Annotated in this window: 22 protein-coding genes, 1 tRNA gene and 1 pseudogene; 16 read left to right on the top strand and 8 right to left on the bottom strand. The window is 60.8% G+C overall.

Annotated features, from left to right (window positions below; translation table 11 throughout):
* Nucleotides 1-69: 69 nt before the first annotated feature.
* Together hemH and QME24_RS12290 are read right to left on the bottom strand one after the other, a co-directional pair.
* Entirely contained in the window at nt 70-1,092 is a 1,023-nt protein-coding gene (hemH, locus tag QME24_RS12285) for a ferrochelatase (protein WP_009682955.1), read from the bottom strand.
* A gap of 13 nt (nt 1,093-1,105) precedes the next feature.
* Nucleotides 1,106-2,011: a TIGR01777 family oxidoreductase gene (locus QME24_RS12290; protein WP_192441674.1), complete on the bottom strand. Its 906-nt coding sequence runs from the start codon at nt 2,009-2,011 to the stop codon at nt 1,106-1,108.
* Between the two features lie 187 nt (nt 2,012-2,198).
* Here QME24_RS12290 and QME24_RS12295 point away from each other — a divergent pair, with 187 nt between their 5' ends.
* The 5 genes from QME24_RS12295 (at nt 2,199) to QME24_RS12315 (ending at nt 7,275) form a co-directional block, all read left to right on the top strand.
* Nucleotides 2,199-3,185, top strand: a complete 987-nt coding sequence (locus QME24_RS12295; RefSeq protein WP_009682957.1) for an NAD(P)/FAD-dependent oxidoreductase — start codon at nt 2,199-2,201, stop codon at nt 3,183-3,185.
* Between the two features lie 99 nt (nt 3,186-3,284).
* Complete coding sequence (locus tag QME24_RS12300) at nt 3,285-4,253, top strand: DUF523 and DUF1722 domain-containing protein (protein WP_281690850.1); 969 nt, start codon at nt 3,285-3,287, stop codon at nt 4,251-4,253.
* Nucleotides 4,243-5,142, top strand: a complete 900-nt coding sequence (locus QME24_RS12305; RefSeq protein WP_281690851.1) for a MerR family transcriptional regulator — start codon at nt 4,243-4,245, stop codon at nt 5,140-5,142. The genes QME24_RS12300 and QME24_RS12305 overlap by 11 nt, the downstream gene beginning before the upstream one ends.
* A complete protein-coding gene (phrB, locus tag QME24_RS12310; protein WP_281690852.1) occupies nt 5,133-6,554 on the top strand; it encodes a deoxyribodipyrimidine photo-lyase in 1,422 nt (473 codons plus the stop codon). The genes QME24_RS12305 and phrB overlap by 10 nt, the downstream gene beginning before the upstream one ends.
* Nucleotides 6,555-6,573: 19 nt before the next feature.
* Complete coding sequence (locus tag QME24_RS12315) at nt 6,574-7,275, top strand: SDR family NAD(P)-dependent oxidoreductase (protein WP_281690853.1); 702 nt, start codon at nt 6,574-6,576, stop codon at nt 7,273-7,275.
* Between the two features lie 65 nt (nt 7,276-7,340).
* Here QME24_RS12315 and QME24_RS12320 read toward each other — a convergent pair whose 3' ends face one another.
* From QME24_RS12320 to hemA, 6 genes are all read right to left on the bottom strand, one after another.
* Nucleotides 7,341-7,859, bottom strand: coding sequence for an acyloxyacyl hydrolase (locus tag QME24_RS12320; RefSeq protein ID WP_033744719.1), 519 nt, complete (start codon nt 7,857-7,859; stop codon nt 7,341-7,343).
* A gap of 104 nt (nt 7,860-7,963) precedes the next feature.
* Entirely contained in the window at nt 7,964-8,761 is a 798-nt protein-coding gene (murI, locus tag QME24_RS12325; RefSeq protein ID WP_029886862.1) for a glutamate racemase, read from the bottom strand.
* Entirely contained in the window at nt 8,754-9,509 is a 756-nt protein-coding gene (locus QME24_RS12330) for a molybdopterin-synthase adenylyltransferase MoeB (RefSeq protein ID WP_029886863.1), read from the bottom strand. The genes murI and QME24_RS12330 overlap by 8 nt, the downstream gene beginning before the upstream one ends.
* Nucleotides 9,503-10,333: a peptide chain release factor N(5)-glutamine methyltransferase gene (gene prmC / locus QME24_RS12335; RefSeq protein ID WP_054903924.1), complete on the bottom strand. Its 831-nt coding sequence runs from the start codon at nt 10,331-10,333 to the stop codon at nt 9,503-9,505. The genes QME24_RS12330 and prmC overlap by 7 nt, the downstream gene beginning before the upstream one ends.
* Entirely contained in the window at nt 10,333-11,415 is a 1,083-nt protein-coding gene (prfA, locus tag QME24_RS12340; protein WP_192441668.1) for a peptide chain release factor 1, read from the bottom strand. The genes prmC and prfA overlap by 1 nt, the downstream gene beginning before the upstream one ends.
* The gene (gene hemA / locus QME24_RS12345; protein WP_009682968.1) at nt 11,412-12,689 is read right to left on the bottom strand and encodes a glutamyl-tRNA reductase; all 1,278 of its coding nucleotides are present in this window, start codon (nt 12,687-12,689) and stop codon (nt 11,412-11,414) included. Before hemA ends, prfA begins: the two co-directional genes overlap by 4 nt.
* Before the next feature lie 787 nt (nt 12,690-13,476).
* Between hemA and QME24_RS12350 the strand changes: the two are divergent.
* The 11 genes and pseudogenes from QME24_RS12350 (at nt 13,477) to ychF (ending at nt 23,900) form a co-directional block, all read left to right on the top strand.
* Nucleotides 13,477-13,965, top strand: a pseudogene (locus QME24_RS12350) (type VI secretion system tube protein Hcp).
* A gap of 10 nt (nt 13,966-13,975) precedes the next feature.
* Nucleotides 13,976-14,953 (top strand): hypothetical protein, encoded by a 978-nt coding sequence (locus tag QME24_RS12355; RefSeq protein WP_054903922.1) that lies wholly within the window; start codon nt 13,976-13,978, stop codon nt 14,951-14,953.
* A gap of 763 nt (nt 14,954-15,716) precedes the next feature.
* Nucleotides 15,717-16,016 carry a hypothetical protein gene (locus tag QME24_RS12360; RefSeq protein WP_281690854.1) on the top strand — a complete coding sequence of 100 codons (300 nt, stop codon included), beginning with the start codon at nt 15,717-15,719 and terminating at the stop codon, nt 16,014-16,016.
* A gap of 1,080 nt (nt 16,017-17,096) precedes the next feature.
* Nucleotides 17,097-18,818, top strand: coding sequence for a tetratricopeptide repeat protein (locus QME24_RS12365; RefSeq protein ID WP_054903921.1), 1,722 nt, complete (start codon nt 17,097-17,099; stop codon nt 18,816-18,818).
* Nucleotides 18,819-18,822: 4 nt separating this feature from the next.
* Nucleotides 18,823-19,440 (top strand): lipoprotein insertase outer membrane protein LolB, encoded by a 618-nt coding sequence (lolB, locus tag QME24_RS12370; protein ID WP_047149785.1) that lies wholly within the window; start codon nt 18,823-18,825, stop codon nt 19,438-19,440.
* Between the two features lie 4 nt (nt 19,441-19,444).
* Nucleotides 19,445-20,305, top strand: a complete 861-nt coding sequence (ispE, locus tag QME24_RS12375) for a 4-(cytidine 5'-diphospho)-2-C-methyl-D-erythritol kinase (RefSeq protein WP_182337334.1) — start codon at nt 19,445-19,447, stop codon at nt 20,303-20,305.
* A gap of 21 nt (nt 20,306-20,326) precedes the next feature.
* Nucleotides 20,327-20,401, top strand: a tRNA-Gln gene (locus tag QME24_RS12380).
* A 48-nt stretch (nt 20,402-20,449) separates the two neighbouring features.
* Nucleotides 20,450-21,391 (top strand): ribose-phosphate pyrophosphokinase, encoded by a 942-nt coding sequence (locus tag QME24_RS12385; protein WP_003247410.1) that lies wholly within the window; start codon nt 20,450-20,452, stop codon nt 21,389-21,391.
* Between the two features lie 120 nt (nt 21,392-21,511).
* The gene (locus tag QME24_RS12390; RefSeq protein WP_009686184.1) at nt 21,512-22,111 is read left to right on the top strand and encodes a 50S ribosomal protein L25/general stress protein Ctc; all 600 of its coding nucleotides are present in this window, start codon (nt 21,512-21,514) and stop codon (nt 22,109-22,111) included.
* Between the two features lie 79 nt (nt 22,112-22,190).
* Nucleotides 22,191-22,775 (top strand): aminoacyl-tRNA hydrolase, encoded by a 585-nt coding sequence (pth, locus tag QME24_RS12395; RefSeq protein WP_009686183.1) that lies wholly within the window; start codon nt 22,191-22,193, stop codon nt 22,773-22,775.
* Nucleotides 22,776-22,799: 24 nt separating this feature from the next.
* The gene (gene ychF, locus QME24_RS12400; RefSeq protein WP_009686182.1) at nt 22,800-23,900 is read left to right on the top strand and encodes a redox-regulated ATPase YchF; all 1,101 of its coding nucleotides are present in this window, start codon (nt 22,800-22,802) and stop codon (nt 23,898-23,900) included.
* Nucleotides 23,901-24,315 lie beyond the last annotated feature (415 nt).

A 24,315-nucleotide genomic window follows, 5' to 3' on the forward strand; every position in this document is an offset into this window, starting at 1 on the left:
GACCTGAGCGCCCACAGGGCAGCAAAACACCCTGTGGGAGCGGGTTCACCCGCGAAAAGGCCGGTTCACTCAGGCCTTTTCACACATGTCCGCCAACACCCTCACCCACTGCGGGTGGTCGTTCAAGCACGGCACCAGCACCAGCTCCCGCCCGCCGGCCTCGACAAACTGCTCACTGCCGCGCATGCCGATTTCTTCCAGCGTTTCGATGCAGTCGGCCACGAATGCCGGGCACATCACCAGCAACTTCTTGACCCCCGCCTTGGCCAGCTCGTCCAGGCGTGTTTCGGTGTACGGCTCGATCCACTTGTCACGCCCCAGCCGCGACTGGAAACTCACCGACCACTTGCCGTCGGGTATACCCAACTGCGCCGCAAACGCTTTGGCGGTCGCCAGGCACTGACCCCGGTAACACACCGCGCGCACCTCGGCGCTGGCGTCTTTGCAGCAGTCGGCTGCACGCAGATCATGCTTGCCGCGCGTGCCGCGCGGGTACAGCTTTTTCAGGTGCCGCTCCGGTAGCCCATGAAAACTCAGCAACAGGTGGTCGTAATCCTGTGCCAGGTAAGGTTCGGCGCTGGCCGCCAGTGCCTGGATATACGCGGGGTGCTCGTAGAACGGCTGCAGCACCCGCATTTGCAACGGCAACTGGCGCTCTTGGATGGTCTGTTTCGCCAACTCCACAACCGTGGTCACCGTACTGTCCGCGAACTGTGGATACAACGGCGCCAGGGTAACCCTGCGCACGCCCTGCGCTGCCAGACGCGCCAACACATCCTCCAGCGCCGGCTGGCCGTAACGCATGGCTATTTCAACCGGCCCATGCGGCCAATGCTCGACCATGGCAGCCTGCAGGCGGCGGGTCAGCACCACCAATGGCGAGCCCTCTTCCCACCAGATGGACGCATAGGCATGGGCCGACTGCTCCGGTCGCTTGATCAAAATCAACGACACCAGCAGCCGCCGCAGTGGCCAAGGCAGGTCCACCACGTACGGGTCCATCAGAAACTGGTTGAGGTAGCGGCGTACATCGGCCACCGAAGTGGAGGCCGGGGAACCCAGGTTGACCAGCAGCAGGGCGTGATCAGTCATGCAGCGTCCTATGTCAGAGGCGGCTGGACAGGTCGTCCAGGGCCGATTGCAGATCATTGAAGCGGAAGGCGAAGCCCGCCTCCAGCAAACGTACCGGGCGCGCACGCTGGCCGCCCAACAGCAAGGTCGACAGCTCGCCCAAGCCGGCCTTGAGCAGCAGTGCCGGCACCGGCAATAGCGCCGGCCGATGCAGCGCACGGCCCAGCCGCCTGGCGAACTCGCGGTTGCGCACGGGCGCTGGAGCGCAGGCATTATAAGGACCGCTGGCGTCCTTATGCTGCAAGAGAAAATCAATCAGGGCGACCTGGTCGTCTATATGGATCCACGGCATCCACTGCCGACCGTTGCCCAACGGCCCACCCAGCCCCAGCTTGAAAGGGATGCGCAAGCGCGACAAAAAGCCGCCATCGCTGGCCAGCACCAGCCCAGTACGCACCAGCACCACACGGATGCCCTGGGCCTGCGAGCGCTGGGCTGTTTCTTCCCAGGCTATACACAACTGGCTGGCGAAATCTTCCCGCACCGGGGGCGAGGCCTCGGTCAGTTCGCGCTCACCGCCGTCTCCGTACCAGCCCACCGCTGACCCGGACAGCAACACCTCAGGGCGCTGTTCGCGGGTACCCAGCCAAGCCAGCAGCTGCTCGGTCAGGGCAATGCGGCTAGCCCACAACAGGTTGCGCCGGGCGGCCGTCCAGGGCCGGTCGGCAATCGGCGCCCCCGCCAGGTTGACCACTGCATCGAGCTGATCGTCTGCCTCCAGTTGCTCAAGCCTGGCGATGCCCCGCACCCCGGCGCCGCAGAGTTTTGCCACCTCCTGTGGCCGCCGGCTCCACACTGTCAGCCGGTGACCCTGGCTGAGCCAGTACTGGCACAGGTGCTTGCCAATCAACCCGGTACCGCCTGTCAGCAATATATGCATGCCTGTGTCCTCGCAGATTGCAGCGGTGGTCTATTTTTAACATCAAGGCACTTTTTTGACCCGACGCTCTCGGATAAACATAGGCCAACCTGTCCGGCAAAGCGGAATTACCTTATACAATATTTTTGCTTTGTACAGGTTTTCCTGACAGCGTAGTCTGCTCATAGCAAGGTTTGAAGAGGCCATCATGACAGTACCTATTGCCATCATTGGTGCCGGTATCGCCGGCTTGTCTGCCGCCCAGGCTTTGCAGAAGGCCGGGCAGTCGGTGCACTTGTTCGATAAAGGCAAGGGCAGCGGCGGGCGCATGGCCAGCAAGCGCAGCGAGGCCGGCGCCCTCGACCTTGGCGCGCAGTATTTCACTGCCCGCGACCGACGCTTTGTCGAGCAGGTCCAGCAATGGGTGGCCGCAGGCTGGGCAGAACAGTGGAAACCCCAGCTGTACAACTACCGCGACGGCACCCTCAGCCCCTCCCCCGACGAGCAGACACGCTGGGTAGGCGTGCCGCGCATGAGCGCGATCACCCGCGGCCTGCTCAAGGACGTGACGGTGAATTTCGACTGCCGCATTGCCGAGGTGTTTCGCGGCAAGCAGTACTGGCACCTGCAGGATACCGACGGCTGCAGCCACGGCCCCTTCAGCCGCGTAGTAATTGCCGTGCCGGCGCCCCAGGCGACACCGCTGCTGGCCGCCACGCCCAAGTTGGCCGCCGTGGCGGCCGGCGTGCAGATGGAACCCACCTGGGCCGTGGCCCTGGCATTCCAGGCCCCCCTGGATACACCGATGCAAGGCTGCTTCGTGCAGGACAGCGCCCTCGATTGGCTGGCACGCAACCGCAGCAAGCCTGGCCGCGACGAGCAGCCCGATACCTGGATATTGCACGCAACGGCAGACTGGAGCCGGCAGCATATCGACCTGCCCAGAGAGGCAGTGATCGAGCATCTGTACGGCGAATTCGCCGAACTGATCGGCTGCGTGGTGCCGGCGCCCGCGTTCTCCCTGGCCCACCGCTGGCTGTATGCCCGCCCGAGCAGCAACCATGAGTGGGGCGCCCTGGCCGATGCCGACCAGGGCTTGTATGCATGCGGCGACTGGTGCTTGTCGGGGCGTGTAGAAGGCGCCTGGCTTAGCGGCCAGGAAGCAGCACGGCGACTGCTCGAACATTTGGACTGATTTCACCTTATACAAAAAAACTGGTTTGCATAACTTCCGCACTGTGCTGGAATAAACCTGTACAAGTTTTTACAAACGTACAGGTTTTCGGAGGCAGTCATGCAAAACCCGCCCACCCACAGCAAGCCGCGTATTGCCATCAGCGCCTGCCTCACCGGGCACAGCGTGCGCTATAACGGCGGCCACAAGGCCTCCGACCTGTGTCGCAAGCAACTGGAAGAACATTTCGAATGGCTGCCTGTTTGCCCTGAGGTAGCCATCGGGCTAGGCGTGCCTCGCGATCCGATCCGCCTGGTTGGCGACCCGAACAACCCTGAAGTGGTCGGCACCCGCAACCCGGGCATGGACCTGACCGGGCCGCTACGCAGCTATGGCGAACAGATGGCCGCTGAGCTGGGTGACATCTGCGGCTACATTTTCATGCAGAAATCGCCGTCCTGCGGCTTGGAACGGGTCAAGGTCTATCAGCCAAACGGCCACCCTGCGGTGCAGAGTGGTCGCGGCGCCTTTGCCCAGGCCTTCTGCGCGCTACGCCCCGACCTGCCGGTGGAAGAGGAAGGCCGGCTGCATGACCCGGTGCTGCGCGAGAACTTCATAAGCCGTGTCTATGCCTATGCCGACTGGCAACGCCTGCTGGCCGAGGGCCTCAGCCGGGGTGCCTTGGTGAGCTTCCATTCGCGCTACAAGTACCTGTTGATGGCCAACAACCCTCAGGCCTACCGCACCCTCGGGCGCCTGCTCGGCAGCATGAGCAAGGACGATGACCCACAACAGGTGGGCCAGCGGTATTTCAGCCAGCTGATGCAGGCGCTGCGCCGCTGTGCCAGCCGTGGCACCCACTGCAATGTGCTGCAGCACCTCAGCGGCTATTTCAAGGACACCCTCACCCAGCAGGACAAAGCCGAGCTGCAGACGATCATCAGCCAGTACCAGCAGGGCGTCGTGCCGCTGGTGGTGCCACTGACGCTGCTCAAACACCACCTGCGCAAGCACCCGGACCCGTACCTGCTTCAGCAAACCTACCTGCAACCCCACCCTGAAAGCCTGGGTTTACGCAATGCGGTCTGAGGTGCTGTTACCAATAGGCGAGTTGGCCCGCCGCACCGGGGTGAACCCGGTCACGCTGCGCGCCTGGGAGCGCCGTTATGGCCTGCTGAAACCACAACGCACAGCGAAGGGGCACCGTCTGTACCCACAAAGCCAGGTGGAACGGGTAGAAACGATCCTGGCCTGGTTGCAGCGGGGTGCCTCTGTTGGCCAAGTGCGCGAGTTGCTCGACAAACCAACCAGCAGCGCGCCCAAAGGCGACTGGCAAGCCCGTCAGTACGAGCTGGTCGAAGCCATCGCCGGCCTGTCGCAACGTAACCTGGACCAGCAACTTAACCAGGCCATGGCGCTGTATCCGGCTCTGACCCTGTGCGAACAATTGCTGCTGCCCTTGCTCGACCTGCTCGACCTGCGCTGGGGCAGCTACTTCAACGCGCGGCTGGAGCAGGTGTTCTTCTACGGCTGGCTACGCAGCAAGCTGGGCGCCCGCGTCTACCACGACAACCAGTTGCTGCACGGCCCCGCCGTGCTTCTGGCCGAAGACAGCGAGCGCGCCTTCAGCCCAGGGCTGTGGCTGTGCGCCTGGTTGTTCACCAGCAATGGCATCCCCGTTGAGGTGCTCGAGCAGCCTGTCAGCGCAGCGCAACTGCAAAGCGCAGTCAGCATCTTCCAACCCCGGGCCGTGCTGCTGCACCTGGGCCCGCGCATGGACGACAAAGCCTTGCTGCGTGCCCTGCAAGGGGTGCCGGGGCCGAAGTTGCTTGGTGGCAGCATGGTTGCACTGCATGAAACCCGCCTCAAAGACAGCGAACTGTCTGACCTTTTCCTGTTCGATACCCCGCAAGCGGCCTTGCGCCTGCTTCAAGCCCATGACCGCCAGCCTGTAGAGATCAATGCCCCATGCACCTGACCTGGCTGCGTAGTGACCTGCGCATCGATGACAACACCGCACTGAGCGCTGCGACCGAACGCGGGCCGACCATCGCCTTGTGGCTGGTAAGCCCCGGGCAATGGCGTGCGCACGACGACGCCGACTGCAAAGTCGATTTCTGGCTACGCAACCTGCGCGACCTGCGCCAGGCGCTGGAAAAGCTGAACATCCCGCTGCTGATCCGCAAGATCGACACCTGGGACCAGGCGCCTCAGGCCGTACTCGATGTTTGCCAGCAACACCAGGTGCAAAGCGTGCACTGGAACGAGGAATACGGCATCAACGAGCAGCGCCGGGACGCTGCTACGCGCAAGCTGCTGGAAAAAGCGTCTGTCCAGGCGCACAGCTATCTCGACCAACTGCTGTTTCGCCCAGGCACCATCCTGACCCGCAGTGGCGATTACTTTCAGGTATTCAGCCAGTTCAAGAAAACCTGCCTTGAACACCTGCACCGCAGCCTGCCTGCGCTGGCCCGGCGGGTAAAGCGCCAGGCTGCGCTGAAGATCCACAGTGACCCGATCCCGCAACATATCGACGGCTTCGAAAAAACCCCGCGCGCCTTGCGTGAGCACTGGCCGGCGGGCGAGGCCCATGCACAGCAGCGCCTGTCGCAGTTTCTGGACGAAACCATCGACGATTACCTTAAAACCCGGGATCTGCCGGCAATGCCGGGGACCAGCCAGCTTTCGCCTTATTTGGCCGCCGGGGTAATTTCCCCGCGCCAGTGCTTGCATGGGGCCCTTGCCGCCAACAAGGGCGAGTTCGACAGCGGGAGCACGGGTGTGCAGACCTGGGTCAACGAACTGCTGTGGCGCGAATTCTACAAGCATATCCTTACCGGCTACCCACAGGTCTCGCGGCACCGCGCCTTCCGCAGCCATACCGAAGCCCTGCCCTGGCGCGATGCGCCGGACGATCTCGAGGCTTGGGAGCAGGGCCGTACCGGCTTCCCGATCATCGACGCGGCCATGCGCCAGCTGCTGCACACGGGCTGGATGCACAACCGGCTGCGCATGATCGTCGCCATGTTCCTCAGCAAAAACCTGTTGATCGACTGGCGCAAGGGCGAGCGTCACTTCATGCGCCACCTCATCGATGGTGACCTGGCCGCCAACAATGGCGGCTGGCAGTGGAGCGCCTCTACCGGCACCGATTCGGTGCCCTATTTCCGCATTTTCAACCCGGTCTCACAATCGCAGCGGTTCGACCCTGAGGGGCGTTTCATTCGTCACTGGCTGCCGGAGCTTCGCGATATCGATGAAAAAACAATTCATGGTCCGATGAAATCTACGGATCTTTTCGCTGGTAATTCGTATCACAATCCAATAGTTGATCTGGGCAGTAGTCGCCAACGTGCATTGGAGGCCTTCAAAGGCCTGCCGCGACGGTAACATCAGGGGGCAGAACGTCTTGAATAACTCACGCAGTTTTTGGGTTACAGGCGCAAGCAATGGACTTGGCTTGGCGTTGTTGCAAGGGCTGCTCGACCAAGGCCACCGGGTGGCCGCGAGTGGCAAGGATGCGCCTGCGTTCGAAGCGCTGGGCGAACGCTATGGCCAGCAATTCCTGCAAGTGCCCTGGCAGTTGCACGATGCACAGCAAGCCGCTGACGCTTGTCAGTTGATCGCCCGTCACTGGCACTCACTGGACGGCGTGATCATCAATGCCGGCACCAGCGATTACCTGCCGGGCGATGTGGCTGACAGCGAATTGATCGAGGCCATCGTCACCAGCAACCAGCTGGCGGGCAAGCACTGCCTGACAGCGGTGACGCCCTTGCTGGCAAAGGGTGATTCACCCCAGGTGATGGCTATTTTCAACCGTTATTCGGCCCTGCAGTTGTACGCGCCAACCCAGGTAACCGCCGGTTGGAACCACCTGCCGCAGTGGGTACGTGAGCAACGTGATGCGCTCCAGGCGTTGGGGATATCGCTGACCGTGGTAGGACCGCAGTCGCTGAAAACGCCAGTGACGCCTGCGCAAGCCTATCCGGAGCAGTGGACGCCGCAAAGCGCCGCGCAGGAATTGTTGCGGCGCTGGCCCGCGGCTGAGCCCGAGTTGGTACTGGAGACGCTTGACCTCAGTGGGCTATGGCCGCTGCCGCCAAGGTGACGGCAGGCTCCCCGCCAAGCGCGAACCTGGGTCGCGCTTGGCGGTTGATGGTTGACCCGATCGGGTCAGAGCGCCATGCGGTAATGCAAGCTGTAGCTTTCAACCCCGTCATTGGGTTCTTTGATGCCGGCGTTCGAGTAGTGAATCGCACGCACACCAATTTCATGCCCACCGGCGAAGCGCAGGCCGAAGCCGATGCGGTCTTCGAACTGGAACGACGAACCCAGTTCGTTGCTTTCCAGCTCGGTGCTGGAGAAAGCTGCCACGCCGATGCCCGCCTCGATGTAGGGCTTGACCGACTGGCCGGCAAACTCGTACACGAACACGGGTGCGAACGACAGGCTGTGGTTGCTAGCCGTGTCGTCGCCGTCCCAATAGGTGTAGGCACCGTCCCAATAGCCGGTCACGCGGCCGACGCTGGTCTGCCACCAGCTGGCATCCCAGTTCGACTGCAGCCCCAGCCGGTAGACCATCGTCGAGTCACCGGTCTGCCCTACCGAAACCGATACATCAGCAGCCTGCGCCAATACTGCCTGCCCCATGGTGAAAACGGCAGCCGCCGCCAAGCCCAGCAGTTTCTTCATGAGAAACATCCTTCATCCTAGTGCTGTTTTAATAAGCGCCTCATCTCAGGCAAGGCATAGAAAGCGGCAGTGGTACGATAGTTCAGCTTTTCTTCACGTTTTTTTCACATGGCAAAGCTTTGCACATCGTCAGACTTATGCCACAGCACAGGCAGGATTTTTTTCAGGGAAGAGGGATCGGCGCTGGTCCAGAAGCGGGTAGCCTGCGCCGGTCCGGCGGCCAGCAGGCCATTGTTGCCTAGCAGCCGCTGCAACTGGCGGGCGACGGCGGCACCGGTATCGATGATGGCCACATCTGGCGGCACCATGCCGGCCAGCAGCGGCCGCAGGAAGGGGTAATGGGTACAGCCCAGGATCAAGGTGTCACAACCAGCGGCCAGCAGCGGCTCGACATAGCCCCACAGCATCTGGCGCAGCGTGGGGCTGCACAAGTCGCCGGTCTCGATCAGCTCGACCAACCCCGGGCAAGGCTGGGTGATCACCAGCACGTCGCTGGCGAAGCGGTCGAGCAAAGCCGCGAACTTGGCACTTTGCAACGTGCCGGTGGTGGCCAGCACGCCAACCACGCCTGAGCGTGTCGCAGCCGCGGCAGGCTTTACTGCAGGCTCCATCCCCACCAATGGCCAGTTCGGGTATAGCTCGCGCAGATCCGCTGCGGCCGCCACCGTGGCGGTGTTGCAGGCCAGCACCAGGGCCTTGGCGCCTTGCTCGCGGAAGAACCCGGCAATGCGCCGGCAGCGCTCACGGATGTAGTCCGGGGATTTTTCACCATAAGGCACATGGCCGCAATCGGCCACGTACAGCAGTGTCTCGTTGGGCAACAGGCGCTGGATCTCGGCGAGCACCGACAAGCCACCAACACCTGAGTCCATCACGCCGACCGGCGCCGAGCGCTCAGCCATCGCGCTTGCCGCACACGGCACACGCCGGGTCGCGCTTGACGCGCAGTTCGCGAATACGGGTGCCGAGGGCGTCGATCAACAGCAGCCGGCCGACCAGCGGCTCGCCGAAGCCTGCCAGCAGCTTCATCGCTTCCAGCGCCTGCAGGCTGCCGACCAGGCCCACCAGTGGGCCGATCACCCCCGCCTCGCTACAGGTCAGCTCGGCTTCACTGCCATGCCCATACAGGCAGTGGTAGCAAGGGCTGTAGTCGCGACGCGGGTCAAACACCGACAGCTGCCCCTCCAAACGGATTGCCGCACCGCTGACCAAGGGTTTGCCGGCGGCGAAACAGGCGGCGTTGACCGCCTCGCGCGTGGAGAAATTATCGGAGCAGTCCAGTACCAGGTCGACGGCCGCCACCGCGGCTGCCAGGGTGTCGTCATCCAGCGCCTGGCGGTGGGCAACCAGGGTGACTTCAGGGTTGATGGCCTGCAGGCGCTGCAGCGCCGAGTCGACCTTGCTCATGCCGACACTGTCGCTGTCGTGAAGCACCTGGCGCTGCAGGTTGGTCAGGTCGACGGTATCGAAGTCCGCCAGGTGCAGTTCGCCAACCCCCGCGGCTGCCAGGTACAGGGCGACCGGCGAACCCAGGCCACCCAGCCCGACAATCAATGCCTTGCTGTGCTTGAGGCGTAGCTGGCCGTCGATGTCGATCTGCGCCAGCAGCACCTGGCGGCTGTAGCGCAGCAGTTCCAGATCACTCAGCATGGCAGGCGCCCCAGACTGATGCGTTCATGGCCACCCAGATCGGTCCGGCTGGCCACCTCGTTGAAGCCCTGTTCGACCAGCAAGGCCCGTACTGCCGCGGCCTGATCATAGCCATGCTCCAGCAGCAACCAGCCACCCGGCACCAGGTGCCCAGGGGCCTGGGTGACGATCACGCGCAGGTCGTCCAGGCCATCGGGACCAGCCACCAACGCACTGCTGGGCTCGAAACGCACGTCGCCAGCCACCAGGTGTGGGTCTGCGGCGGCGATGTAGGGCGGGTTGCTGACGATCAGGTCGAAACGCTCACCGGCCAGGCTGTCGAACCAATGGCTGAGGCGCACCTGGGTATTGCTCAGGCCCAGGCGCTGCCGGTTACGCTCGGCAAGCGCAGCGGCCTCTGCCACCCGGTCTACGGCCGTGACCTGCCAGGCGGGGCGCTCGCTGGCCAGAGCCAATGCGATGGCGCCCGTGCCAGTGCCCAGGTCGAGAACCCTGGCTGGGGCTGCGGGCTGCAGTTCGAGGGCGGTTTCGACCAGCAGCTCGGTATCCGGCCGTGGGATGAGCGTGTGCGGCGCGACTTCCAGGTCGATCTTCCAGAAACCTTGCTGGCCAAGGATATACGCCACCGGCTCACCGCCGCGGCGGCGCTGCAGGTACCCGGCGTAGGTCTGCGCGTCTTCGCTGCTGACGATCCGCTCGGGCCAGGTGTGCAGATAACTGCGCGACTTGCCGATGGCCGCTGCCAGCAGCAGTTCGGCATCCAGGCGTTCGGTAGGCGATTCTGGCAACTGTGCGTTGCGCAGCAGGCTGGCGATGATGGTCATCAGTCCCCCAGGGCAGCCAGTTGATCGGCCTGGTATTCGGCCAGCAGCGGCTCGATCACCGCGTCCACGCCACCACTGAGGATGTCGTCCAGCGAATACAAGGTCAGGTTGATACGGTGATCGGTCACCCGCCCCTGTGGGTAATTGTAGGTACGAATACGTTCCGAGCGGTCACCCGACCCGACCAGCAGTTTGCGCTCGCTGGCAATGGCGTTCTGGGCGGCGCTGGTCTGCATGTCGTTGAGCTTCGCCGACAGCCAGGACATGGCGCGGGCGCGGTTCTTGTGTTGCGAGCGCTCTTCCTGACACTCCACCACGATGCCGGTGGGCAAGTGGGTGATGCGGATCGCCGAGTCGGTCTTGTTGACGTGCTGGCCGCCGGCACCGGAGGCGCGGTAGGTGTCCACGCGCAGGTCAGCCGGGTTGATTTCGATGGCCGCTTGTTCGTCTGGCTCGGGCAGTACCGCCACGGTGCAGGCGGAAGTGTGCACGCGGCCTTGGGATTCGGTCTCCGGCACACGCTGCACGCGGTGCGCGCCGGACTCGAACTTGAGCTTGCCGTAGACGTTTTCACCTTCGACACGGGCGATGATTTCTTTGTAGCCGCCGTGTTCGCCTTCGTTCTCGGACAGAATCTCCAGGCGCCAGCCACGCTTTTCGGCGTAACGCGAATACATGCGGAACAGGTCACCCGAGAAGATCGCGGCCTCGTCGCCACCGGTGCCGGCGCGGATCTCGAGGAACACGTTGCGGCCATCATTCGGGTCCTTGGGCAGCAGCATGCGCTGCAGCTGCGCCTCCAGGGTCAGCAACTGCTCCTTGGCTTCACGCACTTCTTCCACGGCCATTTCGCGCATGTCCGGGTCACTGTCCTTGAGCAGCGCCTGGGCACCTTCGAGGTCGTCCTGGACTTTGCGCCACTCTTTATAGGCAGCATAGACCGGCTCGACCTCGGCGTACTCGCGGGAATACGCGCGAAAGCGCGCCTGGTCGGAAATGACCTCGGCATCGCCGAGCAAGGCGGTGAGTTCTTCGAAGCGGTCCTGGAGAATTTCCAGTTTGTTCAGCAGCGACGCTTTCATTGCGGGGTTTTGTCCGTCGAGCCCTCGTTGAGGGCAAAGAGTTCCTGGGCCATGGCCAGCGCATCGACGCGCCCCTCGGCCGAGAGCTTTTTCAACTGCACGCTGGGCGCATGCAGGAGTTTGTTGGTCAGGCCCCGGGCCAATTGGGCCAGTACGTCCTCGGGGTTGCCGCCGTTGGCCAGCAGGCGCTGGGCCTTTTGCAGTTCTTCGTCGCGCAGGCGCTCGCTTTGCTGGCGATAGGCCTTGAGCACATCCACGGCAGCCAGTTCACGCAGGCGCAGCATGAAGTCTTCGGCGCCGACTGTCACCAGTTCTTCGGCAGCCTGGGCAGCGCCTTGGCGGCTCTTGAGGTTCTCCGCCACCACATCGTGCAGGTCATCGACGGTGTAGAGGTAGACGTCATCGAGCTCACCGACCTCGGTTTCGATATCGCGGGGCACGGCGATGTCGACCATGAAGATCGGTTTGTGCCGGCGCTGCTTCAGCGCACTTTCGACCGCGCCTTTGCCAAGGATCGGCAACTGGCTGGCAGTGGAGCTGATGACGATGTCGCTGTTGGCCAGCTCCTGGGGGATGTCGGCCAGCAGAACGGCATGCGCACCGAACTGTTCGGCCAGGATGCTGGCGCGTTCCAGGGTGCGGTTGGCCACCACGATGCGGCGCACGCCCTGCTCATGCAGGTGGCGGGCGACCAGGGTGATGGTTTCGCCGGCGCCGATCAGCAGGGCCTGGCTACGCCCCAGGTCGGCGAAGATCTGCTTGGCCAGGCTGACGGCGGCAAAGGCCACCGACACCGGGTTCTCGCCAATGGCGGTGTCGGTACGCACCTGTTTGGCAGCACTGAAGGTGGCCTGGAACAGGCGCCCGAGCAACGGCCCGACGGTACCGGCTTCGCGGGCCACGGCGTAGGCAGACTTCATCTGGCCGAGGATCTGGGGCTCGCCGAGCACCAGCGAGTCGAGGCCCGAGGCCACGCGCATCATGTGCTTCACGGCGTCGTGCTCTTCGTGCACGTAGGCACTGGCGCGCAGTTCGTCGAGGCTGAGGCGGTGGTAATCGGCCAGCCATTTGAGTACGGCGTCGGCGGACAGGTGGTCCTGCTCTATATAGAGTTCACTGCGGTTGCACGTCGACAGAATCGCCGCTTCGCGGCTGGACGTCAGTCGGCAGAGCTGCTGCAGGGCGTCTACCAGCTGCTCTGGGGTAAACGCCACGCGCTCGCGTACGTCTACCGAGGCAGTCTTATGGTTGATACCGAGTGCAAGAAAGGCCATGCGAAGTCGCTGGTTGTGACAGGAAGCCGATAATTGTCCTCTTTCGCAGGTTTCAGGACAACCACCGTTCGCTATTGCGCTGATAGCGCGGCGGCTATCGCCGGCTGCACGCCCGCACCAGCTGTGATTCCAGCCCCGGATCCTGATTTTGATCTGGCTCGGATTTTAGCTTTAGCAAGATGTGGGCATTCACACCGAGTAGGTATTCGTTCGCGATGGTGGCGCTGAGTCACCTTTGCGCCCTTCCGGCGGGTTACTTTGGTCGTGGCCAAAGCAACCAAAGCCGTCCGCTCCCATCATCCGGCCCCTACGCTGCGCTCCGGGGTCCCTTCGCTACGGGCATGCTCCCGGGGGTACGCGCTGCAGGCCCCATCCATGGGGCCTCAGCGCTTGACGGGCATCCATGCCCGTCACCTCCCTGCGCATGCCCTTCGCTCGGCCTCCTGAAGTCGCAATCTGCGGCGCGTGAACTACCGCGTGCTTAGAAGCAAAACCGAAGCCCGCTACGCCACTGAAGCAGCGGCACATAACAGACGCCTTGACCTGACCGAATCGAAACCCGACGTGACAATGTAACGAGGGGATATTTCCTACAAAAGCTTATGTGAATTACTTTTTTCGACATATCTGTATCGATTTTTTCCATCGACTTGTAGTCCATTTCTGAATTGCGGATCCAGCTATTGCTTCACCCAATTTCAATGCCTAGCCTTTCCCATCACTGATCTGGATTTGGTTCCTCACCAGAAAATTAAAACCTGACAATGATTACCAAAGAGAGGTAAGCATGGCTTTTGACGCTTATATAAAAATCGATGATATCCCAGGCGAGGCCTTGGACGAAAAATACAACAAATGGATCGAAGTCACAGGTTACCAATTCGGTGTAAGCCAAAGCACTTCAGCCACCGCAAGCTCTGCCGGTGGCGCCACATCAGGCCGCACGGCCGTCAGCCATTTCACCTTCACCAAGTTTCTCGACAGTGCCAGTTGCAAATTGATGGAAGCCAGCTGCGCAGGCCAACATCTCAAGGAAGTTAAACTCGCACTCTGCCGCGCGGGCGGCGACAAGCTCAAATATTACTAAATCATTCTCGAAGAAGTGATCATTGCCGACTACACCCAAAGCGCCGCCGATGGAGTACCGATAGAGGTGGTGCAGCTCGATTACGGGAGAATCAAAACCACCTATACCCAGCAAAAACGCATTGACGGCTCCGGCGGCGGCAACATCGCTGGCGGGTGGGACCGGATCGGAAACAAGAAGTACGCCTGAGGGGGTCGCCATGTCTGAAGCCCGTGCGTTCATCAACCCCAGGATGCAGAACTACCACACCCTCAAGGCCGGCCTTGCGCTGACTGGGCATTCGGCCAGCAAGTTCGACATCCTGAATTCGCACATTTGCAACAGCGTGGTCAGAAGCGGCGAACTGGTGATCGTCGGTGACTGGTCAACGCCTTCCTGTACCAGTCAGGAGGCGTATTTGATGTCGAAGGCTACCGTGACCCATATGGGGTTGATGCATAGCGGCCAGGGTGCCGATGAGTTTTTCGTAGACAATTTCGAGCTGTTGAAGAGTCTGCTCGCCCATGCGTCCATGGGCACGGGCGTGGTAAGCGATAGTTGGAGCAAGTATCTCAAAGCGATTCAAGACACCTTGCTGGAAATCGAGACGCTGCATAGAGAGCACATGAGCTCAGGGTCCCTCAAAGCCCGCGAGCAGTTTTACGCCAAGCGGGCGGGGCTTTTCACGAAGCTGGATGAGCAGTTGCGCAGGTTGGCGGCGTTCGGCTCAGGCTTGCGCAACAATGGCTCCATCAAAAGAATGCTAGCCATTTCCACGAAAAGCTATTTGCATACGGGTGAGATTGCAGGGTATGCGGATAAGGTTGCCGGTGTGAGCAAGGCTGCTAACCTGATAAAAAAAGGAACTTATTTAGGCATTGCACTGGAAGTTTCGAGTACAGGCCTATCAATCAATAAAGCCTGCACGGAAGGGAGAGAGGAAGAGTGCAGAAGAGCTAAAATTGTGGAGAGTAGTTCATTGGCAGGTGGCGTAGGTGGAGGCGTAGTTGGCGCATATGCAGGCAACATAGTTGGCGTAGCAGCTTGCGGCGTGGTTCTCGGAACCGTATCGGGCGGGCCTGGAGCTATCGCTTGCGGTGTAGCGGGCGGAGCCTTTGGGGGGATGCTAGGCGGGATGTTCGGAAGCGATGGTGGAGAATTCATGGGAGATTTATTCTACGAACGGGTGATAAAGTGACCACAGCTCATGAAATTTTGGGAGCGGTGTTCGCCCTCCTTATCACCGCGATCTTCATATCCATGTCGATAACGCTATATTTGTCCCATCGCCTGACTGAACACATTGAATCTCTGCTACCCAACTGCAAGCTGATCAGTGAGAACAGAAAAACATACGCTGAACTTGGCTTTATCGGAAAAGTTTTTCGATTCGGGACAATATCTTTAATGTTAGTCTCCCCAAAAGCCTATGCACGTAAAGGCCTGATAGACATTAATGAAGTAAACCAACTACCGGCCCGCATAAAAAAATTACTTAGCAGGCTCGTCATTATGTGCTTAGCACTTTTTCTCACACTGCTATTATTTAGGGCATGCCTATATGCTGCTGATCACTACCAAACCCTTTGAAAACCAGTATTGAAGCTCGAGCAAACGCTCCCGTTGTTATTGCTAATAACAGCGCCAATAGCATATGCGTGAACCTATATTGGCATAATGCTTAACATAGCAGTAACCGGTCTATAAATTCGCCATGCTTGAAGCGAGCCGCATATGTAAACTCTGCATCATTAGCTGGAGGCCTGGCTGGTAGCGCTGTAGGCGGTTATCTAGGAGGGAATATTGTTGCACCCGCAGTATCCGGCACTAGGAGTAGGGACTGCCGGACTAGGGCACTCACCTGCGCGGTCATCGGTGGCACTGCCGGGGCGAAGTTAGCCGGTGATTTCGCAGAAAAAAAGCGAGGTATTAGGTGACTTTTTGTATCACGAGTTCTCAAAATGACTAACATAGAGCCAGGACTGATCGCACTGACCCTGATTACAGCAATGTTAATTGCCGCTAGCGCGCAAATTATTATTTCACACAAATACACCGAGCATTTTGAATCTTTCCTCCCCACCTCTCGCCTCGTATCTGACAACATCAAAAATTACCAGCACGCCGGACTCTTGGGCAAAACAATAAGAACCGGCCAGATTGCAACACTGTTGGCTATACCCAAAATCTTCATTTACAGGGGTTACGCTGAAATTGAGGAAGTAAAAAACTCCCCCTCCGCGAAAAGCGCATTTTGTTAATCCTATGGATTATTCACATCACCTTGTTCATTGCCTTGATGCTGTCGCATTATCTATGACTTCATGCCGATACGACTTGACCCGAATCGAAACCTGACGTGGCAACGTAACGAGGGGAAATTTCCTACAAAAACCTGTACCGATGGCCGCGATAATGAGTGTAGAAGAGCTAAATACGTCCATGGATCTTCCTTGACAGGCAGTGTCGCCGGGGGAGGGATAGCAGCAAGCTACGGCGGTGCTATTGCCACTAGTATGTATCTCGCTCTTGGCGTGCCAACAGCCGGTACAGGCGCACTCCTCTGCGCTGTTATTGGTGGGGCTGCGGGAGCCACGGGAGGAAGCATGCTTGGCGGTGCTGTAGGGGAAGCGCTCGGCGAAGTACTGTATGAAAAGGTAGGCACCCAATGAGCACTGCTGTGGGCATTGTTGCATTTATAATTTTGGCCGCCATGATCATCACGCTTTGCGCATCCCTCTACATATCAACCTATCATCTTGGTAGGATCGAATCACTACTACCGAATAGCGCATTCGTATGCGGAAATAAGAAAACCTTTTCACAAGCAGGCCTTATTGGCAAGGTAATGCGCACACTCTCAATATCAATACTGCTAACAGTACCAAAGATATATGCACGGAAAGGCTTAGTTGACCTTGATGAGGTCACGAGCTTCCCTATACGCATGAAGCGCACCCTGATCGTCTTAGGGGCTATGCACCCAACACTTATCGGAGCACTTATTCTATTCCGCATTTGGCTGCATACCCTGGACCCAAGCCGCAGTTGGTAGCGAGAGAATAACGTCAGCCGGAGAGCTACAGCAGGGCGTCTACCATCTGCTCTGGGGTAAACGCCACGCAGTGGTGCGCTTCGCGGGTGTCCGCCTTTACACCCTCTGCGCTCGATCTCATAAACCGCCAAAAAACCCAAAGCCAAACACCCGGTACAGCCACTACATCACGGAACCCTCTCCCACCACGAAGGTCGCAGCTAACCAGACACCACACAGGTGGGTTTGCCCCCGCGCTTGTGTCATCATGCTGCGACCGCCGGTGAGTCCTCCTATTAAGCCTTCTATGAACAAACCATACGCATTGCTGCTTGCCTTCGCCCTGCTCCAGGGCTGCCAGAGCCTGGCCCCGCAAAAGGCCGAGCCTCCCGTTGCCGATGCCGCCAAGGCTGAGGCCGAGAAGCCCGTGGTGTATGGATCGTTCAAACAAGACACGCTCTACAGCCTGCTGGTGGCGGAACTGGCCGGCCAGCGCAACCGCTTCGACATCGCCCTGGCCAACTACACCGACCAGGCCGAGAAAACCCAGGACCCAGGGGTTTCCGAACGCGCCTATCGCATCGCCGAGTACCTCGGCGCCGACGAGCCGGCCCTGGACAACGCACTGGTCTGGGCGCGCAACGACCCGCAGAACCTCGACGCCCAGCGCGCCGCCGCCATCCAACTAGCCCGCGCCGGCCGCTACGACGATTCCATGACGTACATGGAAAAGGTGCTGCAGGGCCAAGGCGACACCCACTTCGATTTCCTCGCCCTGTCGGCAGCCGAGACTGACCAGAGCACCCGCGACGGCCTGCTGCAAAGCTTCGACCGCCTGCTGGTCAAGTACCCGGACAACAGCCAACTGGTGTTCGGCAAGGCCCTGCTGCTGAACCAGGACAACAAGCCCGAAGAGGCGTTGGAACTGCTCGAGTCACACCCGCCGCAAAACGGCGAAATTGCCCCGATCCTGCTGCGCGCCCGCCTGCTTCAGGCACTGGACCGCGGCCCCGAGGCCCTGCCCCTGCTGCGCGGGGCCATTCGCGACAACCCGGACGACAAACGCCTGCGCTTGACCTACGCCCGCACCCTGGTCGAGCAGGACCGTATCGCCGATGCCAAGGGCGAATTCCTCAGCCTGGTCCAGCAATACCCCGACGACGACGAACTGCGCTACTCCCTGGCCCTGGTGTGCCTGGAGAACAAGGACTGGGACGAGGCCGAGGGCTACCTGCAGGAACTGGTCGAGCGCGACAGCAACGTCGACGCCGCGCGCCTCAACCTGGGCCGTATCCGCGAAGAGCGCCACGACCCCGCAGGCGCCCTGCGTGAATACGCCCTGGTCGGCCCGGGCCCCGACTACCTGCCGGCGCAACTGCGCCAGGCCGACATTCTGATCGCCAACGGCCGTGGCAGCGAGGCCTCGCGCCTGCTTGCCGAGGCCCGCGAAGCGCAGCCGGACTACGCCATCCAGCTGTACCTGATCGAATCGGAAAGCTACAGCAACAACAACAAGGACGCCCAGGCCAACCAGGTGCTGCAACAGGCCATACAGCGCTACCCGGACGACCTCAACCTGCTTTACACCCGCGCCATGCTGGCCGAAAAACGCGACGACCTGGCGCAGATGGAACAAGACCTGCGCGCGATCATCGCCCGCGAGCCGGAAAACGCCATGGCCCTGAATGCCCTGGGCTACACCCTGGCCGACCGCACAACCCGCTACGCCGAGGCCCGGACGCTGATCGAAAAGGCCCACCAGCTGACCCCCGACGACCCGGCAGTGCTCGACAGCCTGGGCTGGGTGAATTACCGCCTGGGCAACCTCGACGTGGCTGAAACCTACCTGCGCCAGGCGTTTGCCAACTTCCCCGACCACGAAGTGGCCGCCCACCTGGGCGAAGTGCTGTGGGCCAACGGCAAACGCCGCGAAGCCCGCCAGGTCTGGGCCAAGGGCTTCGATGCCCAGCCCGACAGCCCCCTCCTGCGCAAGACCCTTCTGCGCCTGACCGGATCCGAGACCCTTTAACGCCATGTTTCTGCGCCATTGCATTACCTTCACCCTGATCGCCCTGCTCGCCGGCTGCGCCGGCTTTGGAAGCCGCGAGGCCCTGCAGGGCCATGGCGACCCACAGCAGTGGCGCGCCCATAAAGAGCAACTGAGCAGCCTCGACGGCTGGCAGATCAACGGCAAGGTCGGCATCCGCGCACCGCGCGATTCGGGCAGCGGCACGCTGTTCTGGCTGCAACGCCAGGATTACTACGACATTCGCCTGGCCGGCCCGCTGGGCCGAGGTGCCGCCCGCCTCACCGGTCGCCCCGGCGGCGTGGTGCTGGAAGTGGCCAACCAGGGCCGCTACGAAGCCCCCAGCCCTGAAGCCCTGCTGGAAGAGCAACTGGGCTGGCGATTGCCGGTCTCGCACTTGGTCTGGTGGGTACGCGGCCTGCCCGCCCCTGACAGCAAGAGCACACTGAGCCTTGACGGCGACAGCCGCCTGGCCACCCTCGACCAGGATGGCTGGCAGGTGCAGTACCTGAGCTACACCGAGCAGAACGGCTACTGGTTGCCCGAGCGCCTGAAGCTGCATGGCCAGGACCTGGACGTGACCCTGGTGATCAAAGACTGGCAGCCGCGCCAGCTGGGGCAGTGAGCCCATGCACACGCTGACCCTGCCGGCACCGGCCAAGCTCAACCTGTGGCTGCACATCGTTGGCCGCCGCGCCGACGGCTACCATGAGCTGGAAACGGTGTTTCAGTTTCTCGATCACGGCGACGAACTGCACTTCGCCCTGCGCGATGACGGCGTGATTCAGTTGCATACCCCTGTCGAGGCAGTACCGCACGACAGCAACCTGATCGTGCGTGCTGCACGCAAGCTACAAGCGCAATCAGGTACCCCATTGGGTGCGGACATCTGGCTGACCAAGGTCCTGCCCATGGGTGGCGGTATCGGCGGCGGCAGTTCGGATGCTGCCACCACCCTGCTGGCCCTCGCCCACCTGTGGCAGCTGGATTGGGACGAAGACCGCCTGGCCGCCCTGGGCCTGAGCCTGGGGGCGGATGTACCGGTATTCGTGCGCGGCCACGCAGCCTTCGCCCAGGGCGTGGGCGAACAGCTGACCCCGGTCGACCCGGAAGAACCCTGGTATGTCGTGCTGGTGCCGCAAGTGTCTGTCAGCACAGCAGAAATTTTTTCACATCCGCAGTTGACACGTGATTCACTGCCCCTTAAGATGCGCCCCGTTCCCAAGGGAAACAGTCGAAATGACTGCCAACCGGTGGTAGAGCAGAATTACCCAGAAGTTCGCAATGCGTTGAATTCATTGGGAAAATTCACCGAAGCTCGATTAACCGGCACTGGAAGCTGTGTGTTTGGGGCCTTCCCAAGCAAAGCCGAAGCTGATAAAGTTCTGGCCCTTCTTTCAGCGACCCAAACAGGGTTTGTGGCGAAAGGAAGCAATGTTTCGATGTTGCATCGCAAGCTGCAAAGTCTGGTCAAGAAGTCGGGCGCATAAGCGTTCGCAAGCAACAGATACAGGGGCGTCGCCAAGCGGTAAGGCAGCAGGTTTTGATCCTGCCATGCGTTGGTTCGAATCCAGCCGCCCCTGCCATTTTCCTTATACTCATCCAGGTATACCCTCAGCCTCCAGGTACTGCGCGTGTCCAAGATGATGGTCTTTACGGGGAACGCTAACCCCGATCTGGCTCGGCGTGTAGTACGTCAGCTGCATATCCCTCTCGGTGACGTCTCTGTCGGTAAATTCTCCGACGGCGAGATCAGCACTGAGATCAATGAAAATGTTCGCGGTAAAGACGTTTTCATTATTCAGCCGACCTGTGCCCCGACCAACGATAACCTGATGGAACTGGTAGTGATGGCCGACGCCTTCCGCCGCTCTTCAGCATCCCGAATCACCGCCGTGATTCCTTACTTCGGATATGCCCGCCAGGACCGCCGTCCGCGTTCGGCACGTGTAGCCATCAGCGCCAAAGTCGTCGCTGACATGCTCACTGTCGTCGGTATCGACCGTGTACTCACTGTCGACCTGCACGCTGACCAGATCCAAGGCTTCTTCGATATTCCCGTCGACAACATCTACGGCTCGCCCGTACTGGTAGACGACATCGAAGACCAGCGTTTCGAGAACCTCATGATCGTATCCCCGGACATCGGTGGTGTTGTGCGCGCACGCGCCGTCGCCAAGTCCCTGGGTGTCGACCTGGGTATCATCGACAAACGCCGTGAAAAGGCTAACCACTCCGAGGTCATGCACATCATCGGCGACGTCGAAGGGCGCACCTGCATCCTGGTAGACGACATGGTCGACACCGCCGGCACCCTGTGCCACGCGGCCAAAGCCCTGAAAGAACACGGCGCTGCCAAGGTTTATGCCTATTGCACGCACCCTGTCCTGTCGGGCCGCGCGATCGAGAACATCGAGAAGTCGGTACTGGACGAGCTGGTGGTGACCAACACCGTACCGCTGTCCGCCGCTGCTCAAGCCTGTGACCGTATCCGCCAGCTGGATATCGCACCGGTTGTCGCTGAAGCGGTACGCCGTATCAGCAACGAAGAATCGATCAGCGCGATGTTCCGCTAAGCGGAACCCGTGTTGATATGAAGCGCCCCGCCCCAACCTGTGTTGGGGCGGGGCTTTTTTGCCATCCCCGTCTGGCGCTGGTCGCAAACGCCATTCGGGAGGCTATTTTGGAGAAGTAAAATGACCGATTTCATCCTGAACGCCCAAGCGCGTACTGACCTGGGGAAAGGTGCGAGCCGCCGCCTGCGTCACTCCGCCAGCATCCCTGCCGTAGTTTACGGTGGCGATAAAGAAGCCCAGTCCCTGACCATCGTGGCCAAGGAAATCGCCAAACTGTTCGAAAACGAAGCTGCCTTCAGCCACGTTATCGAACTGAACGTCGACGGCGCCAAGCAGAACGTCGTGGTCAAGGCCATGCAGCGTCACCCAGCCAAAGGCTTCATCATGCACGCTGACTTCGTTCGCGTGGTAGCTGGCCAGAAGCTGACCGCTGTTGTTCCAGTGCACTTCATCAACGAAGAAGCACCGGTCAAGAAAGGCGGCGAAGTTTCGCACGTTGAATCGCAGATCGAAGTTTCCTGCGAAGCCAAAGACCTGCCAGAGTTCATCGAAGTCGACCTGGCCAACGCTGAAATCGGCACCATCATCCACCTGTCGGACCTGAAAGCTCCGAAAGGCGTAGAGTTCGTCGCTCTGGCCCACGGTGATGACAAAGCTGTTGCCAACGTTCACGCTCCGCGCGTTTCCGCCGAAGCTGCTGAAGAAGGCGCTGCCGAGTAATCCACTCGCACGCCGGCGTTGATCGGGTTACAGTGCCGCGCGCACTGTAGCCCACCAACTCCAAGGAAGAGCCCCTGACGTGACCGCCATCCAGTTGATCGTCGGCCTGGGTAACCCCGGCCCCGAATACGAACAGACCCGGCATAACGCAGGGGCTCTTTTCGTTGAACGCATTGCCAGCGCCCAGCGTGTTTCGCTGACCGCTGACAAAAAATATTTCGGCCTGACGGCTAAGTTCAGCCATCAGGGCAACGACGTTCGTTTGTTGATCCCCACCACCTACATGAACCGTAGCGGCCAGGCCGTGGCGGCCTTGGCCAATTTCTTCCGCATCAAGCCGGAAGCGATCCTGGTGGCGCACGACGAACTCGACCTGCCCCCGGGCGTTGCCAAGCTCAAGCGCGGCGGCGGTCATGGGGGGCACAACGGCCTGCGCGACATCATCGCGCAGCTCGGCAACCAGAACGACTTCCACCGCCTGCGGCTTGGCATCGGCCACCCGGGCGACGCCAAACTGGTCTCCAACTTCGTCCTGGGCCGCGCGCCGCGCGCCGAGCAGGAGAAGCTCGACGCCAGCATCGATTTTGCCCTCGGCGTGCTGCCGGACGTGCTTGCCGGCGATTTCGCCAAGGCGATGCGCGAACTGCACAGCCAGAAGGCCTGATTTCCTTTAGAGAGGGGAATACCCATGGGTTTCAATTGCGGCATCGTCGGCCTGCCCAACGTCGGCAAGTCCACCCTGTTCAACGCCTTGACCAAATCTGGCATCGCGGCGGAGAACTTCCCTTTCTGCACTATCGAGCCGAACAGCGGCATCGTGCCGATGCCCGACGCGCGCCTGGCTGCGCTGGCTGAAATCGTCAAGCCGAACCGCATCCTGCCGACCACCATGGAGTTCGTCGACATTGCCGGCCTGGTGGCCGGTGCATCGAAAGGCGAAGGCCTGGGCAACAAGTTCCTCGCCAACATCCGCGAGACCGACGCCATTGCCCATGTGGTCCGCTGCTTCGAAGACGAGAACGTGATCCACGTTTCCAACAGTGTGGACCCCAAGCGTGACATCGAGATCATCGACCTCGAACTGATCTTCGCTGACCTGGACAGCTGCGAGAAGCAACTGCAGAAGGTTGCGCGCAATGCCAAGGGCGGTGACAAAGAGGCGCTGGCACAGAAGGCCATCCTCGAGCAGCTGATCCCGCACTTCACCGAAGGCAAGCCGGCACGCAGCCTGATGAAGAACATGGGCGCCGAAGACAAGGCGGTCATCCGCGGCTTCCACCTGCTGACCAGCAAGCCGGTGATGTACATCGCCAACGTCGCCGAAGACGGCTTCGACAACAACCCGCACCTGGACGTGGTCAAGGCCATTGCCGAGGAAGAAGGCGCGGTCGTGGTGCCGGTGTGCAACAAGATCGAAGCAGAAATCGCCGAGCTCGACGATGGCGAAGAGAAAGACATGTTCCTCGAGGCCCTGGGCCTGGAAGAGCCAGGCCTGAACCGCGTGATCCGCGCCGGTTACGAACTGCTCAACCTGCAGACCTACTTCACTGCTGGCGTGCAGGAAGTTCGCGCCTGGACCGTACGCGTGGGCGCCACCGCACCCCAGGCGGCCGGGGTTATCCACACCGACTTCGAAAAAGGCTTCATCCGCGCTGAAGTCGTGGCCTATGACGACTTCATCCAGTTCAAGGGTGAAAGCGGCGCCAAGGAAGCCGGTAAGTGGCGCCTGGAAGGCAAGGACTACATCGTCAAAGATGGCGACGTGATGCACTTCCGCTTCAACGTCTAAGCGGTAGCCTGCAGTAAACAGAAACCCCTTGCGGCTTATGCCTCAAGGGGTTTCTGTTTTATGTGGCCCGTGCCGGCCTTATCGCTAAGGCGGCTGGGGCTTCTATATAACTTTTTGATTTAACAGGGTCCTGGTGGGAGCGGGCGTGCCCGCGAACACCGGCGCAGCCGGTGCCAGACACCGCGTCGCCTGCTTCGCGGGCACGCCCGCTCCCACACCGGCCGCGTCGCGCTTACGAATTGAGTTCTCTGCGTGACAGCCCAGCCCGTAGCGCTGGGTAATCTCCCACAATGAATCGCGCAGGCTTTGCGAATTTTGAGAAAGACAGTTGCTCCGACCTGCTCCGCCAGTCGGGTATGGCTAAACGCCGGGCTGCCAGCGCATCACTTCACAAATTCCTGAACTGATTATTTGT

This window comes from Pseudomonas sp. PARCl1 (assembly GCF_947311875.1).
Lineage (GTDB): Bacteria > Pseudomonadota > Gammaproteobacteria > Pseudomonadales > Pseudomonadaceae > Aquipseudomonas > Aquipseudomonas juntendi.

Coding starts and splice junctions, on each gene's coding strand:
- ychF (WP_009686182.1), top strand. CDS start 22,800: ATGGGTTTCAATTGCGGCATCGTCGGCCTGCCCAACGTCGGCAAGTCC.
- QME24_RS12355 (WP_054903922.1), top strand. CDS start 13,976: ATGTCTGAAGCCCGTGCGTTCATCAACCCCAGGATGCAGAACTACCAC.
- prfA (WP_192441668.1), bottom strand. CDS start 11,415: ATGAAAGCGTCGCTGCTGAACAAACTGGAAATTCTCCAGGACCGCTTC.
- murI (WP_029886862.1), bottom strand. CDS start 8,761: ATGGCTGAGCGCTCGGCGCCGGTCGGCGTGATGGACTCAGGTGTTGGT.
- QME24_RS12320 (WP_033744719.1), bottom strand. CDS start 7,859: ATGAAGAAACTGCTGGGCTTGGCGGCGGCTGCCGTTTTCACCATGGGG.
- QME24_RS12305 (WP_281690851.1), top strand. CDS start 4,243: ATGCGGTCTGAGGTGCTGTTACCAATAGGCGAGTTGGCCCGCCGCACC.
- lolB (WP_047149785.1), top strand. CDS start 18,823: ATGTTTCTGCGCCATTGCATTACCTTCACCCTGATCGCCCTGCTCGCC.
- ispE (WP_182337334.1), top strand. CDS start 19,445: ATGCACACGCTGACCCTGCCGGCACCGGCCAAGCTCAACCTGTGGCTG.
- QME24_RS12330 (WP_029886863.1), bottom strand. CDS start 9,509: ATGCTGAGTGATCTGGAACTGCTGCGCTACAGCCGCCAGGTGCTGCTG.
- QME24_RS12365 (WP_054903921.1), top strand. CDS start 17,097: ATGAACAAACCATACGCATTGCTGCTTGCCTTCGCCCTGCTCCAGGGC.
- QME24_RS12290 (WP_192441674.1), bottom strand. CDS start 2,011: ATGCATATATTGCTGACAGGCGGTACCGGGTTGATTGGCAAGCACCTG.
- hemA (WP_009682968.1), bottom strand. CDS start 12,689: ATGGCCTTTCTTGCACTCGGTATCAACCATAAGACTGCCTCGGTAGAC.
- phrB (WP_281690852.1), top strand. CDS start 5,133: ATGCACCTGACCTGGCTGCGTAGTGACCTGCGCATCGATGACAACACC.
- QME24_RS12300 (WP_281690850.1), top strand. CDS start 3,285: ATGCAAAACCCGCCCACCCACAGCAAGCCGCGTATTGCCATCAGCGCC.
- prmC (WP_054903924.1), bottom strand. CDS start 10,333: ATGACCATCATCGCCAGCCTGCTGCGCAACGCACAGTTGCCAGAATCG.
- QME24_RS12360 (WP_281690854.1), top strand. CDS start 15,717: ATGACTAACATAGAGCCAGGACTGATCGCACTGACCCTGATTACAGCA.
- hemH (WP_009682955.1), bottom strand. CDS start 1,092: ATGACTGATCACGCCCTGCTGCTGGTCAACCTGGGTTCCCCGGCCTCC.
- QME24_RS12390 (WP_009686184.1), top strand. CDS start 21,512: ATGACCGATTTCATCCTGAACGCCCAAGCGCGTACTGACCTGGGGAAA.
- QME24_RS12295 (WP_009682957.1), top strand. CDS start 2,199: ATGACAGTACCTATTGCCATCATTGGTGCCGGTATCGCCGGCTTGTCT.